17 protein-coding genes and 1 riboswitch are annotated in these 14,689 nt (G+C 52.7%); of the genes, 8 read left to right on the top strand and 9 right to left on the bottom strand.

Annotated elements, in window-relative coordinates; genetic code table 11:
• Positions 1–90: 90 nt before the first annotated feature.
• On the top strand, positions 91–594 hold the full coding sequence (locus tag ACO0LI_RS19190) for a hypothetical protein (RefSeq protein WP_422948880.1): 504 nt from the start codon (positions 91–93) through the stop codon (positions 592–594).
• A 45-nt stretch (positions 595–639) separates the two neighbouring features.
• On the opposite strand, the gene metC is transcribed toward ACO0LI_RS19190, so the two are convergent.
• Entirely contained in the window at positions 640–2,001 is a 1,362-nt protein-coding gene (metC, locus tag ACO0LI_RS19185) for a cystathionine beta-lyase (RefSeq protein ID WP_423034542.1), read from the bottom strand.
• Between the two features lie 44 nt (positions 2,002–2,045).
• Here metC and ACO0LI_RS19180 point away from each other — a divergent pair, with 44 nt between their 5' ends.
• On the top strand, positions 2,046–2,525 hold the full coding sequence (locus ACO0LI_RS19180) for an Lrp/AsnC family transcriptional regulator (protein WP_422948882.1): 480 nt from the start codon (positions 2,046–2,048) through the stop codon (positions 2,523–2,525).
• Positions 2,526–2,626: 101 nt separating this feature from the next.
• Here the strand turns inward: ACO0LI_RS19180 and ACO0LI_RS19175 are convergent, their stop codons facing one another.
• Positions 2,627–3,409, bottom strand: a complete 783-nt coding sequence (locus ACO0LI_RS19175) for an MBL fold metallo-hydrolase (RefSeq protein WP_423034540.1) — start codon at positions 3,407–3,409, stop codon at positions 2,627–2,629.
• Positions 3,410–3,611: 202 nt separating this feature from the next.
• Between ACO0LI_RS19175 and ACO0LI_RS19170 the strand changes: the two genes are divergently transcribed.
• On the top strand, positions 3,612–4,514 hold the full coding sequence (locus tag ACO0LI_RS19170; RefSeq protein ID WP_422948884.1) for an AEC family transporter: 903 nt from the start codon (positions 3,612–3,614) through the stop codon (positions 4,512–4,514).
• Here the strand turns inward: ACO0LI_RS19170 and ACO0LI_RS19165 are convergent.
• The 7 genes from ACO0LI_RS19165 to ACO0LI_RS19135 all read right to left on the bottom strand — a co-directional run bounded on the left by ACO0LI_RS19165 (position 4,511) and on the right by ACO0LI_RS19135 (position 11,015).
• The gene (locus ACO0LI_RS19165; protein ID WP_422948885.1) at positions 4,511–4,963 is read right to left on the bottom strand and encodes a DUF3592 domain-containing protein; all 453 of its coding nucleotides are present in this window, start codon (positions 4,961–4,963) and stop codon (positions 4,511–4,513) included. The genes ACO0LI_RS19170 and ACO0LI_RS19165 overlap by 4 nt on opposite strands.
• 77 nt (positions 4,964–5,040) lie before the next feature.
• Entirely contained in the window at positions 5,041–5,868 is an 828-nt protein-coding gene (metF, locus tag ACO0LI_RS19160; RefSeq protein WP_423034538.1) for a methylenetetrahydrofolate reductase [NAD(P)H], read from the bottom strand.
• Positions 5,855–6,214 carry a phage holin family protein gene (locus ACO0LI_RS19155; RefSeq protein WP_162039606.1) on the bottom strand — a complete coding sequence of 120 codons (360 nt, stop codon included), beginning with the start codon at positions 6,212–6,214 and terminating at the stop codon, positions 5,855–5,857. The genes metF and ACO0LI_RS19155 overlap by 14 nt, the downstream gene beginning before the upstream one ends.
• A gap of 131 nt (positions 6,215–6,345) precedes the next feature.
• The gene (gene ahcY / locus ACO0LI_RS19150; RefSeq protein WP_423034536.1) at positions 6,346–7,773 is read right to left on the bottom strand and encodes an adenosylhomocysteinase; all 1,428 of its coding nucleotides are present in this window, start codon (positions 7,771–7,773) and stop codon (positions 6,346–6,348) included.
• Between the two features lie 25 nt (positions 7,774–7,798).
• Positions 7,799–7,873: riboswitch (S-adenosyl-L-homocysteine riboswitch) on the bottom strand.
• Positions 7,874–7,975: 102 nt separating this feature from the next.
• Complete coding sequence (locus ACO0LI_RS19145) at positions 7,976–8,434, bottom strand: GNAT family N-acetyltransferase (RefSeq protein ID WP_422948888.1); 459 nt, start codon at positions 8,432–8,434, stop codon at positions 7,976–7,978.
• 23 nt (positions 8,435–8,457) lie between these two features.
• Positions 8,458–9,000 (bottom strand): adenine phosphoribosyltransferase, encoded by a 543-nt coding sequence (locus ACO0LI_RS19140; protein WP_423034534.1) that lies wholly within the window; start codon positions 8,998–9,000, stop codon positions 8,458–8,460.
• 32 nt (positions 9,001–9,032) lie between these two features.
• On the bottom strand, positions 9,033–11,015 hold the full coding sequence (locus ACO0LI_RS19135; RefSeq protein ID WP_423034532.1) for a monovalent cation:proton antiporter-2 (CPA2) family protein: 1,983 nt from the start codon (positions 11,013–11,015) through the stop codon (positions 9,033–9,035).
• 113 nt (positions 11,016–11,128) lie between these two features.
• Here ACO0LI_RS19135 and ACO0LI_RS19130 point away from each other — a divergent pair, with 113 nt between their 5' ends.
• From ACO0LI_RS19130 to lptB, 5 genes are read left to right on the top strand one after another with little or no spacing between them, the layout of a single operon-like run.
• Positions 11,129–12,169, top strand: coding sequence for a KpsF/GutQ family sugar-phosphate isomerase (locus tag ACO0LI_RS19130; protein WP_423034530.1), 1,041 nt, complete (start codon positions 11,129–11,131; stop codon positions 12,167–12,169).
• Complete coding sequence (locus ACO0LI_RS19125; RefSeq protein WP_423034528.1) at positions 12,169–12,702, top strand: KdsC family phosphatase; 534 nt, start codon at positions 12,169–12,171, stop codon at positions 12,700–12,702. The genes ACO0LI_RS19130 and ACO0LI_RS19125 overlap by 1 nt, the downstream gene beginning before the upstream one ends.
• Complete coding sequence (gene lptC / locus ACO0LI_RS19120) at positions 12,699–13,343, top strand: LPS export ABC transporter periplasmic protein LptC (protein WP_422948893.1); 645 nt, start codon at positions 12,699–12,701, stop codon at positions 13,341–13,343. The genes ACO0LI_RS19125 and lptC overlap by 4 nt, the downstream gene beginning before the upstream one ends.
• A 20-nt stretch (positions 13,344–13,363) precedes the next feature.
• Positions 13,364–13,927: an LptA/OstA family protein gene (locus tag ACO0LI_RS19115; protein WP_162057449.1), complete on the top strand. Its 564-nt coding sequence runs from the start codon at positions 13,364–13,366 to the stop codon at positions 13,925–13,927.
• A gap of 1 nt (position 13,928) precedes the next feature.
• A complete protein-coding gene (gene lptB / locus ACO0LI_RS19110; RefSeq protein WP_162039597.1) occupies positions 13,929–14,684 on the top strand; it encodes an LPS export ABC transporter ATP-binding protein in 756 nt (251 codons plus the stop codon).
• Positions 14,685–14,689 lie beyond the last annotated feature (5 nt).

The raw sequence follows: 14,689 nt of genomic DNA, 5'->3' as shown, positions 1-14,689 counted from the left end.
AGCGCAAAGCACCCTCTTATTCCGCGCCTGAAACACCTTGCACATTTTGTAGACTCTTCTGCATCGCTTTACACAATGTCAGGTTAAGAGATGACTACTACCTACCGCCCACAAAGGTCTTTGCCACGCGAACCACAATTCATGCATGGCACGCCAGGTACTATCTACATTTTGCAAAACGATGGACTGCGCCAGGGTCTGTACAAGATCGGTGCTACCCGCCGCTCTGGCGTTTCCAAGGCCATGGAACTCAACCGTGACCAGCAACAACTGATACCCGGCCAGTATGAATGCGCATTTGAACTGCATACCAAGGATTGCGGCCAGGCCCTTGATGAAATCCTGAAACTGTTCCAGCATGAGCGCCGTGGCAAACGTGGGGATGAATTCTATGAATTCGATCTCGACATCGCCGCCGGTAAAATCGCCAACATCATTGCCACCATCAACCGCCAGGGCCTGATACGCCAGCAACACACGCTCTCGATGATGCGCCACCTCGAACCAGACGAACCCAGCACCAGCAATGCTGAGGCCTTTACTCCACCGCCTTCCGGCATATTCAAAAAGGCGATAGCCTGGGTGAATAGCTGAACTGGTGGCTTGTTTTCAACTCTGCATTTCAACTCTGTATTTCAACTAAACAACCGCCTTCAGATAATTGCGCTCACGCCCAGTCTCCTGGCCCTTGCGCAAGGCGGTAAAGCCTTGATCGAGATCAGCCAGTAGATCCTGTACTGCTTCCAGCCCCACATGCAGGCGCAACATCGGTGCCTGCCATTTGGCTGCATTGACGCTGCGGTAAGAGGCAGGGCTGGTCGGCAAGATCAGGCTCTCGAAGCCGCCCCAGCTAAAGCCAATGCCGAACAGGCGGGTGCGGTCTATCAAGGCAGCGACTTGCTGTTCTGTGATGTCGGCACGGAATACTGCGCCCATCAGGCCGCAGGCATATTCTTCTTTGAAATCACGCTTCCACAATTCATGGCCAGGGCTGCCTGGCATGGGCGGGTACAAGACCTCGGCCACTTCTGGCTGCTCTTTCAACCAGCGTGCGACTACGTGAGCGCTTTCCCTGTGCGCTGCCAGACGTGCTGCCAGCGTGCGCAAACCCCGCAAGGCCAGCGCGGCATCATCTGCACCTATGGTCAGGCCTAGCTGGCGATAAGTATTGCGGATACGCTCTTCCAGCGCTGCCGTCGTCAAAATTGCCCCCATCAGCGCATCAGAATGGCCGACGATGTATTTAGTGGCGGCATGGATGGAGACATCAATACCCAGCTCAAAAGAATCCCAGCCTATAGGCGTGGCCCAGGTAGAGTCAGACACGACGACAGCACCACGCGCATGGGCGGCAGCGGCAATGCCGGGGATGTCCTGTATTTCAAACGTCAGGGAGCCTGGCGACTCAACAAAGATCACCTTGGTATTGAATTGCATGAGATCAGCAATACCACGGCCTACCAGCGGGTCATAATAAGTCGTGGTGACACCCATCTGCTTCAACATGCCATCGCAAAACAGACGGGTTGGGTCATATACGGTATCGACCATCAGCAAATGGTCACCAGGCTGCAGCAAGGCTAACAAGGTGGTCGTGACTGCGGACAAGCCAGAGGGAGTCAGCATGCAGGCAGCAGCGCCCTCAGCCGCGCACAGGGCCTGTTCCAGCGCTTGCGTGGTTTCATTGCCATGGCGACCATAGGCACGGCGTGTGCCACAGGCGTTCTTAAGGGAGGCGACATCAGGAAACAGCATGGTCGAAGCGCGTACTATGGAAGGGTTCACAAACGCTGCATGGTCCTTGCCCTTGCGACCGGCATGGGTCAGGCGGGTGGCGGTTTGTAATACTGGCTCGACGATAATCATGGTGATTCCTTTGTTATTTCTATGCATTAACTGATTGCTACCCTGATATGTATCGATAAAGACCATGATCACGTCAGGGTGGTACCAGACATATCCTAGCAACAGCACATAAGAATTTTTTACCAAATTATTCAAGGATTTGTGCTATTTTTAGAAAAATTTCCTACAAATTAGAATATATGGACAAAATTGATCTAGAAATACTGAATATCTTGCAGAAAGATGCCTCCATTGCACTGGCCGATCTGGCCCAGGCCGTGCATTTGTCCGTGACGCCGTGCTGGCGCCGTGTGCAAAAGTTGCAGGAAGATGGTGTCATCAGGCAGCAAGTCACACTCTGTGATCCGGTCAAGCTGAACCTCGGTTTGACGGTGATGGTGGCGCTGAAGGCAGCCCAGCATAATGAAAAATGGATGCAGCGTTTTATTGCTGGCGTGGGCGCGATACCAGAGATCGTCGAAATCCTGCGCATGAGTGGCGACATCGACTATCTGCTAAAAGTCTATGTGCCCGACATGGCGGGCTTTGATCAGGTCTATAAAAAGCTGGTAAAGGTAGCTGACCTGCAGGATGTCAGCTCCAGCTTTGTGATGGAAGTCATCAAGAACACCACGGCCTTGCCATTGAATTATGCGGTGCTGAAAAGTGGTAAAGCCTAGGCAAGCGTTAATTTCTTCGTAGGAGCGGCTTCAGCCGCGAACATTTTTACCGTGTCGCGCATTCGCGGCTAAAGCCACTCCTACAAAAACAGTGGGCCTGTTTATCCCCTGAAGCGGTAATGCTCTTGCGTGAACAAGTCGATACCGCATTGCAGGTTTTCTATCCAGTCCAGAAAAGCCGTGATTGCTTCACGCCCCTGGAAATAGCGGCCATGCTGTGGCACCAGCATATCCACATCCATTTTCCTGACCATGTTCGCCCACAGACGGCAGACCTTGTTCGACACCATATAGCGCTTGTGAAAGCCACTCATGCTATGCACATGATCAAGAAATTGTGACTTGGTGGTGATGGCTGTTTCTATGTCGTGCGCATCGACCATGGAAGCACCGACGTCACCAGAAAACAGGATTTTTGATTTGCTGTCATAGAACTGAAAATTACCTTCGGCATGCAGGAAATGCGCAGGCACGGCATGGATGATGGTATCGCGCAAACGCACCGGCATGCCTTCATCGGGGATACCGACGATGCGGCCTTCTGCACGGTTCAGGTTACAAAAATGCGGCACAAAGCGTGACCATAATTTGGAGACATACAGATCGCAATTCGTACCCATGAGCCACTTGTCGAGTGCGCCTATGATGTCAGGGTCCTGATGCGATGCAAACAGATACTTGAGGTCCTTTTTTGGCAGGTATTTGTGCAGGCTGACCAGCAATGCATTATAGGTCAGATTACCGGAAGGATCGATCAAGGCTCCCTCACCTTCTGATACGACAAGGAACTGGTTGGCCTGGACGGCGTGGTCTGCAGTATCGTCCAGCAGATCATTGAACATCACGCAGATGTGTTTGCCGTCATTAAAAAGTTCTATCGCCAATTGAGCCCCGCATACCATAGTGTGAAATGCTATTGTAGAAAAACTGGCTAAACCGTTCTTGACATGGATCAAGCCATGGCTAATCCAGCTCACATGAAATCTTGTCATCTGTGCTTTCTGCCACAGCGAAAAGACGGCAAAGCGGCTAGACTCTTGTGAACAGAAGTAAACCTGTCTCTCCTTTTTCCAGGCAAACGCACGCATGATAGAACGCATACTATCCATCATCCTTCCTGTGTTCATCATCATCGGCCTTGGCTATGCCTATGCACGGCGCAAGGGCCCGGCTGCTGCGGCGGATATGGTCTCGGTCAACCGCATCAGCATGGATGTGCTGTGCCCCTTGCTAATTTTCACTGCGCTGGCGGGCAAGGACTTTGATGTTGCCCACAACCTGTGGCTGATACTGGCAGGCGCCTTGATTGCGCTGGGCTCAGGTTTGCTGGCATGGCCGGTGGCGCGCCTGCTGGGTTATGACGTGCGCAGTTTTGTGCCACCGATGATGTATAACAATTGCGGCAATATGGGTTTGCCGCTGGCAGCACTGGCCTTTGGCACCAGCGGCCTGTCGGCTGCGGTGGCGCTGTTCATGGCTTGCAACCTGGTGTATTTCACGGTGGGCATACGCATCATCCAGCATGGTCATCCTGATCATCAGGATAACCCCTGGCGCTTTTTGCTGAGCCCGATGATGCTGGCAATGGCAGCGGGCATGCTGTTTGCGGTCTTGCATATCCCATTACAGCCCACACTTTTCCTGGCCTTGAAAATGACGGGAGATGCCTGCATCCCCATCATGCTGTTTGCACTCGGGGTGCGTATGCTGGACATCAATTTTGCCAGCTGGCGCATAGGCATGGCAGGTGCCATCGTCTGCCCATTGGCAGGCCTGCTGGTGGCCGGCATACTGGAATTTATCTTGCCTCTCACAGCCACCCAGCGCGGCCAGATGTATTTGTTTGCGGCGCTGCCGCCCGCTGTATTTTGCTTCATGGTGGCGGAGCAATATAAACAGGAACCTGACAAGGTCGCGTCTATCGTTTTGCTCGGCAATGCCGCAGCGGTGCTATTTGTACCTTTAGGACTGTGGCTGGGTTTGCGTTAGAACATTCGCCAGGCAACATAGGCCGGCACCAGCGCCATGGGGCCTGGCAGCAAGACTAGCCAGGCAAAGCGGTTAAGCCCGGGGATCAGCGCGCTCACACCCGGCTTACCTGGATGGTAAGTAATGCTGACGGTACTACCCTCGGGATATTTGGCGACGATATTCCTTGCGACCCGCTTGCCCGGCCAGCCACAAAAAAATGCTTTGTTTCCCTGATAAACCTGACCATTGACAGTGTAGTCATACTGTAACTGGAAACTCCATTCTTGTATGGCACTGTCTTTATATCCCGTCGTGTTATGGAAGTACCTTCGTACTCTGCATACCCTGACTTTTGCCTGCACCGTAGGCCAGTGCACGCTTTGACTGGCTCTGAAAAGTTCCACTACAGACCAGAACATCCAGGCAACGGCAATGAAGAGGAACAGAATAGCGAAGTAGATTCCCATGGCTGCAAAAAACCTGACATAAAAAATCCCCGGCAGATCATCTCTGGCGGGGATAGTGTTGAGATGAGCAAGCTATATTAAACCAGCCTTTGCCAGATAGCTGTCGTCGCAGCCGCCTGGTTCAAAGAATAGAAATGCAGACCCGGAGCACCACCTGCGAGCAGGCGTTCACACATGGCAGTTACTACATCCAAACCAAAGGCTTTGATAGACGCAGTATCGTCACCATAACTGGCCAGCTTCAAACGTATCCAGCGCGGGATTTCTGCGCCGCACATTTCAGAGAAACGCTGTAGCTGTGTGCTATTCGTGATAGGCATGATGCCTGCCACGATAGGCGCTGTCACGCCTGCCTTACGCGCTTCTTCAACAAAACGGAAGTAGGCATCAGCATTGTAAAAATACTGGGTGATGGCGGCATTCGCACCAGCATTCATCTTGCGCACGAAGCTGTTCAGATCATCTTGCGGTGAACGGGCCTGTGGGTGCATTTCAGGATAGGCTGCCACTTCGATATGGAACCAGTCACCAGTCTCGGCACGGATAAATTCGACCAGTTCATTGGCATAGCGAAATTCACCACCCATGCCATAACCACTGGGCAAGTCGCCACGCAGGGCGACCAGGCGGCGGATGTCATTGGCTTTGAATTCATTGAGAATAGTACGGATGGATTCATGGGTACCACCCACGCAGGACAGATGCGGTGCGGCATCGTGGCCTTCGCGGCGTATCTCGGTCACGGTATCAAGCGTACCCTGCTGGGTAGTGCCGCCAGCACCAAAAGTGACAGAGAAATATTTAGGATTAAGTTCGGCCAGCTTGGCCCTTGTGACACGCAGCTTTTCCGTGCCTTCCGCCGTCTTGGGCGGAAAAAATTCTATGCTGAAATTAGGCGTCTTCATCTTTTTTATTTTGCAACAATAAGGTCGAGAGTGCCCAGGAGATCACGCTGTACAACAATGCGCCACCTACCGCCGCCCAGAAGCCGGTAACGTGGAAACCATCTACCATATTTGCCACGCCCCAGAACATCAGACCATTAATGATGAAGATGAACAGGCCCAGACTCAATACCGTTGCCGGTAATGTCAGTATCAATACGATAGGGCGGATGATGGTGTTGACCAGGCCCAGCACGACTGCCACGACCAGTGCCGTACCAAAAGTGTCGATTTGCACCGACGAAATGAGATAAGGAATCGCCAGCAAAGCCAGCGCATTGACCAACCAGGTTGCCAGTAAACGCATACATGCTCCTGTTGTAGAGGGATGAAGCTGTAGCCACAAGATACAGCTTCATTGCACACCTGCCCAGGTCTGCAAACTTCAAACTACAAGTTGCAAACCCGGACAGGCGCTGTCGTGGATTAATTCGTGGATTAATAACGGTAGTGATCTGGCTTGTAAGGGCCGTTTTGGCTCACGCCGATATAGGTAGCCTGTTCTTCTGTCAGCACGCTCAGTTGTGCATTGAGTTTTTTCAATTGCAGACGGGCGACTTTTTCATCCAGATGTTTAGGCAAAGTGTAGACGCCGACTGGATATTTCGCTGTATTGGCAAACAATTCGATTTGCGCAATAGTCTGGTTAGCAAAAGAAGAACTCATGACATACGATGGGTGACCTGTACCGCAACCCAGGTTCACTAGGCGGCCTTCTGCCAGCAGGATGATGCGTTTACCGTCAGGGAAAATCACGTGGTCAACTTGTGGCTTGATGTTTTCCCAGGTGTATTGCTTCAATGCGGCAACGTCGATTTCATTATCGAAGTGACCGATGTTGCAGACGATGGCCTGGTCTTTCATCTTCAGCATATGTGCATGGCTGATGACGTGGTAGTTGCCTGTCGTTGTCACAAAAATGTCGCCATGTTCAGCAGCATATTCCATGGTCACGACGCGGTAGCCTTCCATCGCTGCCTGCAATGCGCAGATAGGATCGATTTCAGTTACCCATACCTGGGCAGACAAAGCACGCATGGCTTGCGCAGAGCCCTTGCCTACATCACCGTAACCGGCGATAACAGCAACCTTGCCAGCGATCATGACGTCAGTTGCACGCTTGATGCCATCGACCAGGGATTCACGGCAGCCATACAGGTTGTCGAACTTGGACTTGGTGACGGAATCATTGACGTTGATAGCAGGGAAAGCCAGCTTGCCATCTTTGTGCATCTGGTACAGGCGATGTACGCCAGTGGTTGTTTCTTCTGTCACGCCCTTGATTTCTGCCAGGCGTTTGGAGTACCAGGTGCCATCGATAGCCAGGTGTTTTTTGATCGCATTGAACAGGCAGATTTCTTCTTCTGAACCTGGGTTGGCCAGCACAGAAATATCTGTTTCAGCACGTGTACCCAGATGCAGCAACAAGGTAGCATCGCCGCCATCATCAAGAATCATGTTGGAATAACCGCCGTCTTTCCATTCGAAAATACGGTGGGTGAAATCCCAGTATTCATCCAGGTTTTCGCCTTTGAAAGCGAACACTGGCGTGCCGCCAGCAGCAATCGCTGCAGCTGCGTGATCTTGTGTGGAGTAGATATTGCAAGATGCCCAGCGCACTTCTGCACCCAGGGCCAGCAGTGTTTCGATCAACACGGCAGTCTGGATAGTCATGTGCAGGGAACCGGTTATACGGGCACCCTTCAATGGTTGAGTAGCCGCGAATTCTTCACGGATAGCCATCAGGCCCGGCATTTCTGTTTCAGCAATGCGGATTTCTTTACGGCCCCAGTCAGCGAGACTGAGATCAGCAACGAAAAAATCTTGGGAAGCAGTATTGGATGTGTTTGCTACGACGGCGTTCATCACGCCCTCCTTTCTAATGAAAAAAGTAACGTGAGCGCGGTTATGGATATCCCAAGCCTGGCAAAAACTCGTAGTTTTCGTCGCAACGCTCCTTGGAAGATTTGAAGTATAGCGCAGCTCAGGCATTTTTGCTGATTTCTTGCGTTATCAAAGAAACCATAAAAGTGCTGCTCCATAGAGGTTTTGAGACTACTTTTTCTGTTTAATGCTTTTTTATTTCTTTTTCAAAGCAGACCGCCTCTGCCTTGCCCACATACTTGCCAAAATTGGGAATGCGGTAATAACCATGTTTTTCATAAAAGGCAACAGCACGCTGATTGATCAGGCGGGTTTCCAGCCGCAGCTTCAGGTAGCCATATTCTTTGGCCGCAGCCTCAAGATGTGTCAATACGGCCAGGCCTGCACCCGCTACCTGCGCATACATGCGCTTGACTTCTGCGACGCCTTCGCCCATGGGGCGAAAAGCACCACAGCCTACTGCCTTGCCATCGGCACTGCGTGCCAGCACAAACAGCGCACCGGGTACGCGTACATCCTCTGCATCAAAGGATGAACGCCCACTGCTACCGGTGATCGCAGCCAGGCGGTCGGAAAGCTCATCCAGCAAAACAGCGGCCTCGGGCAAGGCCGGGTCTGATGCCGCGACGTGAAACTCATGCATGCGAGTAAGTACCTGCCAGCCTGTCAATGTCCGTCGAAATTACAAACGGTGAACAAAGGCAAGCCACTATCCTTGATAATCTTCGAGCCACCAAGCTCAGGCAAATCGACGATGACAGCACCTTCGACTACCGTTGCGCCCAGACGCTCCAGCAATTTTTTGCCTGCCATCATGGTGCCGCCAGTGGCAATCAAGTCGTCGATGAGGACGACACGGTCGCCTTTTTTGCAGGCATCGGAATGCAGTTCCACTGTCGCGCTGCCATATTCAAGCTCATATTGCTCGGACACAGTATGGAAAGGCAGCTTGCCTTTCTTGCGGATAGGTACGAAACCCAGGTTCAGCTCATAGGCGACCACTGAGCCTATGATAAAGCCGCGTGCATCCAGGCCAGCCACGACGTCGAGCTTTTCATCCATGTAGCGATGTACGAACATATCGATGAGTACGCGGAATACTTTAGGATTTTGCAACAAGGGGGTAATGTCGCGGAACATCACGCCTGCTTGTGGCCAGTTTTCCACCGTGCGTATATGTTCTTTAATGTACTCTGATGGATTTAACATCAAGCATGTCCTTCAAATTTTAAAATAACCCGCTATTTTAACAGCCGCTGCTCTGCTCTAGCGACTGCTTCGGAAGTTCCCCTGACAACGACCACGTCGCCATTCTGTAAAACGATGTCCCCGAGCTCTGCCAGCCTGGCTTTACCACGGCGCACGGCATGGATATCGACCTCCAGCTCTTCGAGCTTCAAATCTGGCAAATGCTGGCCTATCGCATTGGCACGCTCGGTCAGGATGACGGTATGAAGGCGTATTTGCATGCTCTCAGGGCTGTCTGCCGCATCGCTGGCGCCATGGAAGAAGCCGCGCAGGGATTCATAGCGCGCCTCACGCGCGACCTGCACCCTGTGTACCACGCGGCGCAAGGGCACACCGAGCATCACCAGCGCATGCGAAGCCAGCATCAGGCTGCCCTCCATGAGTTCTGGCACCACCTCAGTAGCACCGGCAGCCCTGAGTTTATCCAGATCAACATCATCATGGCTGCGCACGATAACAGGCAGACTGGGGTTCATCTCATTGACGAAATGCAAAACCTTGAGCGCAGATGCGGTGCTGGTATAAGTCACCACGAGGGCCGAGGCGCGGTTAACGCCAGCCGCCAGCAGGCTTTCACGTCTTGCCGCATCGCCATACGAGACATTGGCACCGGCAGTCTGCGCTTCCCGCACGCGGTCAGGATCAAGATCGAGTGCGTGATAATCAATATTTTCTTCTGCCAGGATACGTGCCAGGCTCTGTCCACTACGGCCAAAGCCGGCAATGATCACATGCTTCTTGGTGGTCATGGTGCGGGCCGCAATCTGGGTCAGTGCCAGCGATTGCATCATCCATTCGTTGGCAGAGAATTTCATGACGATGGCATCAGACTTGGACAAAATGAAGGGTGAGATCAGCATGGAAATCACCATTGACGCCAAAATCAATTGCACCAGCATAGGATCAACCAGTTGCAAGCCCCCTGCCTGGTTCAACAAAACGAAGCCGAATTCACCGGCCTGTGCCAGACCCAGACCAGTACGCAAGGCAACACTGGTGGAATTGCCAAATGCTCTTGCCAGCGCCGCGATCAGTACAAACTTCAGCAAGACAGGCCCGGTCAGCAGCAACAGCACCAGCCAGAATTGCTCATATACCAGCCGCACATTGAGCAACATGCCGACGGTAATAAAGAACAGCCCGAGCAAGACATCGCGGAATGGCTTGATATCTTCTTCCACCTGATGGCGGTATTCAGTTTCAGAAATCAGCATGCCAGCGACGAAGGCACCCAGCGCCATCGACAAACCGGCTTTCTCGGTCAGCCAGGCAGCGCCCAGGGTAATGAACAAGAGATTCAACATGAACAACTCTTGCGAGCGCCGCTTGACCACGATGTGGAACCAGGCGCGCATGAGTTTTTGCCCCACCACCAGCAGCAAGACCAGCACCACCACCGCCTTGCCACTCGCCAGCGCCAGGGTTTTACCAAGATCAGGGGATTTTGATGCCAGCGCAGGCACGAGGATCAGCAGCGGCACCACGGCCAGATCCTGGAACAGCAGCACGCTGATAATCTGCCTGCCATGCAGGCTTTCCAGCTCCAGCCTTTCCGTCAGCATTTTCGAGACGATGGCGGTTGAGGACATCGCCAATGCGCCGCCAAGGGCGAATGAGGCTTCCCAACTGATCTGGAACATGCCTGGTAAAAAGCGGCTGGCTACCCAGCCAAATACCATGCTGGTCAGTATAGTGACCAGTACCTGCGCCATCCCGAGGCCAAATACCGCCTTGCGCATGGCCATGAGTTTGGACAGCGAGAACTCCAGTCCTATCGAAAACATCAGGAAGACCACGCCAAATTCGGCCAGTTCATGGGTCACGGCACTGTCTTCTGCCATGCCAAAACCGTGCGGGCCTATGAAGATGCCAACCACCAGATAACCCAGCATGGGCGGTAGTTGCAGCATACGGAATGCGACCACGCCCAATACGGCAGCAGCCAGCAATAAAAGTGTGGTGTCCAGTCCTGTCATGTCGCCTATTATTGCCGATTTATCGCCTTGCTATCCTGCTTTTGGGCAAACATAATTCATTACGTTACAACTGGCAAAGTTTTTGCTTTGAGGATTTCGTTTATACTTCTGGCATGAATGAACTGAATGCACCTTTAACTTTTAAACAACAAGCACCGACAGACCCGGCTGTCGCAGCGCAACGCGCCCTGAAACTGGCTCGCGAGACCCTGCAAATCGAGGCTGACGCCCTGCTTGCCCTGCAAAAACGCCTGGGCAATGGCGATGCTGCCGGATTCGCACAGGCAGTCAGCATGTTGTTGGCATGCCACGGTAGGGTCGTGGTTTCTGGCATAGGCAAGTCTGGTCATATTGCGCGCAAGATTGCGTCGACCTTTGCCTCCACCGGCACCCCATCGTTTTTTGTCCATCCGGCTGAGGCTGCCCATGGGGACCTGGGCATGGTGACACCGCAGGATGTGTTTATCGCCATCTCTTATTCTGGCGAAGCATCTGAGTTGATGTCTATCCTGCCTATCATCAAGCGTCTGGGTGTAAAACTGATTGCCATGACCGGCAACCCGGAATCCAGTCTGGGCAAACTGGCTGATATTCATTTGAACCTGCATGTAGACAAAGAAGCCTGCCCGCTGAACCTGGCACCAACGGCCAGCACCACAGTCACGCTGGCACTCGGTGATGCCCTGGCGGTGGCGGTGCTGGATGCACGAGGTTTTCGCGAAGAAGACTTTGCCCGCTCCCACCCTGGTGGATCACTCGGTCGCCGTCTGCTGACGCACGTCAGGGATGTCATGCGCACCAATGGAGACATCCCGCAGGTGGGGCCAGAAACCAGCCTGAAAACTGCGCTGCTGGAAATTACCAAAAAAGGTATGGCGATGACTGCCGTAGTGGATGAACAGCAGCAGGTGCTGGGCATCTTCACCGATGGTGACTTGCGCCGCCTGATGGATGGCACGCGTGATTTCACCCAGTTGCGCATTGCCGATGTCATGAACCACGCGCCGCGCCGCATACGCCCGGAACAATTGGCTGTCGAAGCCGTCGAAGTCATGGAAACTTACCGCATCAACCAGTTGCTGGTCGCTGACGACAGCGGCAAGCTGGTGGGTGCCTTGCATATCCATGACCTGACCAGGGCCAAGGTGATCTGATGAATAATCCTGTAGATTCTGTAGAAAGAGCCAGCAAAGTCCGGCTCATGATTTTTGATGTCGATGGCATACTGACTGATGGCAGCCTGTACTTTGGGCCAGACGGCGAAATGATGAAATGCTTTAATGTGCTGGATGGGCAAGGTATCAAGCTCTTGCAACAGGCAGGCATTATCACGGCCATCATCAGTGCGCGGCAATCGGCCATCGTCAGCAAGCGAGCGGCTGATCTTGGCATCAGCCATGTCAGCCAGGGTATCCATGACAAGAAGAGTGCATTTCTTGACCTGCTGGCGAAGCTGGATATCCCTGCTGAACACTGCGGCTTTATCGGTGACGACGTGATTGATTTACCGATACTGACCAGGGTTGGCTTTGCAGCCAGCGTACCGAATGCCCATGCTGAAGTACAACAACGTGTTCAGTACATCACCAGAGCCAGTGGCGGCCAGGGTGCTGCGCGCGAAGTCTGCGACTTCATCCTGCGTGCCCAGGGCAAATATGAACAGGCTTTACAAGCATATCTGACATGAAACCCCAAATGACCATAGACCGCTTCCGCATCTGGCTGGCCGTGATCCTGCTGGGCGTGATCACCATGGGCACGATCTGGGTCATGGAAGTCATACGCCGGCATGCCGACGATGAGCAAAACCGCACTTCCGCCAGATCAGCGCCTGATTACTATGTCGAGAAATTCAATTTCATCCGGTTATCGAACAATGGCAAGGCCAATTACCATATCACTGGTGACAGCCTGGTGCATTTGCCGCGGACTGACAATATAGAAATCAAGCACCCGCAGATCAACAGCTTTGACAAGGACAGACCACCGCTGCATCTGCGTGCTGAACTCGCCGTGGTATCGCAAAAATCATCGCTGACCACGCCCAAGCGCGAGCATGACATGGTTCATCTGTATGACAATGTCAGCATGGAAAGGCCCGAGGGCCTGAGTTCACAATTCGTGCGTGTGGAGTCTGATTATCTTTTGCTCCTGCCGGATGACGATATCGTTAAAACCGACAAACCGGTTTCAATTACGACCGGCAAACTGCACTCAACTGCAACTGGCATGATTGCCAATAATTCAACCCAAGGCCTGGAATTGCTGAGCAAGGTTTACATTCAACTCAAGAAACGTGAACCCGCCCCCAAAACCGGGAATAAATAAGCAAGAAAGCGAATATGCACATGATCAAAACATCATTTAGCGTCACACGCTTGATCAGCCTGGCCTGCCTGGGCCTGGCCTGTGTTTCTGCGAATGCAGAAAAAGCCGATAGTAATAAAGAAACCATCATCAAAGCAGGTTATGGCATCAGTGATGGCAAAGCCAGCGTCAGCAGATTATCCAAGGGCGTGTCCCTGGTGCGCGGCACCCTGACCGTCACTTCTGAGAGTGCCGTCGTGACCGAAGCCCCGAATGGCGATCAGTTTGTTGTTCTGACAGGTGGCAGTGGCCGCAAAGTCACCTTCCGCCAGAAACGCGATGGTGGCCCTGATCTGTGGGTAGATGGCGAAGCTGACCGTGCTGAATACAACCAGAGTACAGAAATCGTCAAATTCATTTCCAAGGCCAAGGTACGCTACCTCGAAGGCAAACGCGTCACCCAGGAACAGGAAGGTGAATACCTGTCTTATGACAGCAAGAATGATGTTTTTGTTGGCACGAATTCGACCAGTGGCCAGCATGTAGATGGTTCAGGCAATATCACCATCACCTTGCAACCAAAACCAGAAAAACAGGCTAAATAAGATGACTGCACAGTCAAGCAGCACCTTGCTTGTCAAGGGCTTGCAAAAGCGCTATGGCGCGCGCCAGGTCGTGCGCGATGTCTCACTGCTATTGAAAAGTGGCGAAGTCGTGGGTTTGCTGGGCCCGAATGGCGCAGGCAAAACCACTTCGTTTTACATGATCGTCGGCCTGGTACCTTCCGACGCAGGGGATATCACGATCGATGACGTGAATATTTCTCAACTGCCTATCCATGAACGCGCCGTACTGGGTTTGTCTTACCTGCCGCAAGAAGCTTCGGTATTTCGCAAGCTGACGGTAGAGGACAATATCCGTGCCGTACTCGAATTGCAAAAAGACAGCGAAGGCAAATATCTCGGTGCCAAGAAAATTGAGCAAAGGCTCAATGCCCTGCTGGCAGATTTGCAGATAGAAAAAATACGTGAAAGCCAGGCCTTGTCACTGTCAGGTGGTGAACGCCGCCGCGTCGAAATTGCCCGCGCACTCGCGACCAACCCACGCTTTGTCTTGCTCGATGAGCCCTTTGCCGGTGTTGATCCTATCGCCGTCATCGAAATTCAACGCATCGTGCGCTTCCTCAAGGAACGCGGCATAGGTGTCTTGATCACCGATCATAATGTACGCGAAACCCTGGGCATCTGCGATCACGCCTATATCATCAACCAGGGCGCGGTACTTGCCAGCGGCAAGCCTGACGACATCATACAAAATGAATCTGTACGTCGCGTTTATCTCGGAGAACACTTCCGGATGTGACGGGA

The sequence above is a fragment of the Undibacterium sp. Tian12W genome (genome assembly GCF_049339405.1).
In the GTDB taxonomy this organism is placed as follows: domain Bacteria; phylum Pseudomonadota; class Gammaproteobacteria; order Burkholderiales; family Burkholderiaceae_D; genus Undibacterium.
This window is presented reverse-complemented; position numbering and strand designations above follow the sequence as displayed.

Bases quoted from the DNA above. Each gene is read 5' to 3' on its own strand.
- ACO0LI_RS19190 (WP_422948880.1), top strand. From the start codon at position 91: ATGACTACTACCTACCGCCCACAAAGGTCTTTGCCACGCGAACCACAA.
- ACO0LI_RS19180 (WP_422948882.1), top strand. From the start codon at position 2,046: ATGGACAAAATTGATCTAGAAATACTGAATATCTTGCAGAAAGATGCC.
- ACO0LI_RS19170 (WP_422948884.1), top strand. From the start codon at position 3,612: ATGATAGAACGCATACTATCCATCATCCTTCCTGTGTTCATCATCATC.
- ACO0LI_RS19165 (WP_422948885.1), bottom strand. From the start codon at position 4,963: ATGGGAATCTACTTCGCTATTCTGTTCCTCTTCATTGCCGTTGCCTGG.
- metF (WP_423034538.1), bottom strand. From the start codon at position 5,868: ATGAAGACGCCTAATTTCAGCATAGAATTTTTTCCGCCCAAGACGGCG.
- ACO0LI_RS19155 (WP_162039606.1), bottom strand. From the start codon at position 6,214: ATGCGTTTACTGGCAACCTGGTTGGTCAATGCGCTGGCTTTGCTGGCG.
- ahcY (WP_423034536.1), bottom strand. From the start codon at position 7,773: ATGAACGCCGTCGTAGCAAACACATCCAATACTGCTTCCCAAGATTTT.
- ACO0LI_RS19145 (WP_422948888.1), bottom strand. From the start codon at position 8,434: ATGCATGAGTTTCACGTCGCGGCATCAGACCCGGCCTTGCCCGAGGCC.
- ACO0LI_RS19140 (WP_423034534.1), bottom strand. From the start codon at position 9,000: ATGTTAAATCCATCAGAGTACATTAAAGAACATATACGCACGGTGGAA.
- ACO0LI_RS19135 (WP_423034532.1), bottom strand. From the start codon at position 11,015: ATGACAGGACTGGACACCACACTTTTATTGCTGGCTGCTGCCGTATTG.
- ACO0LI_RS19130 (WP_423034530.1), top strand. From the start codon at position 11,129: ATGAATGAACTGAATGCACCTTTAACTTTTAAACAACAAGCACCGACA.
- ACO0LI_RS19125 (WP_423034528.1), top strand. From the start codon at position 12,169: ATGAATAATCCTGTAGATTCTGTAGAAAGAGCCAGCAAAGTCCGGCTC.
- lptC (WP_422948893.1), top strand. From the start codon at position 12,699: ATGAAACCCCAAATGACCATAGACCGCTTCCGCATCTGGCTGGCCGTG.
- ACO0LI_RS19115 (WP_162057449.1), top strand. From the start codon at position 13,364: ATGATCAAAACATCATTTAGCGTCACACGCTTGATCAGCCTGGCCTGC.
- lptB (WP_162039597.1), top strand. From the start codon at position 13,929: ATGACTGCACAGTCAAGCAGCACCTTGCTTGTCAAGGGCTTGCAAAAG.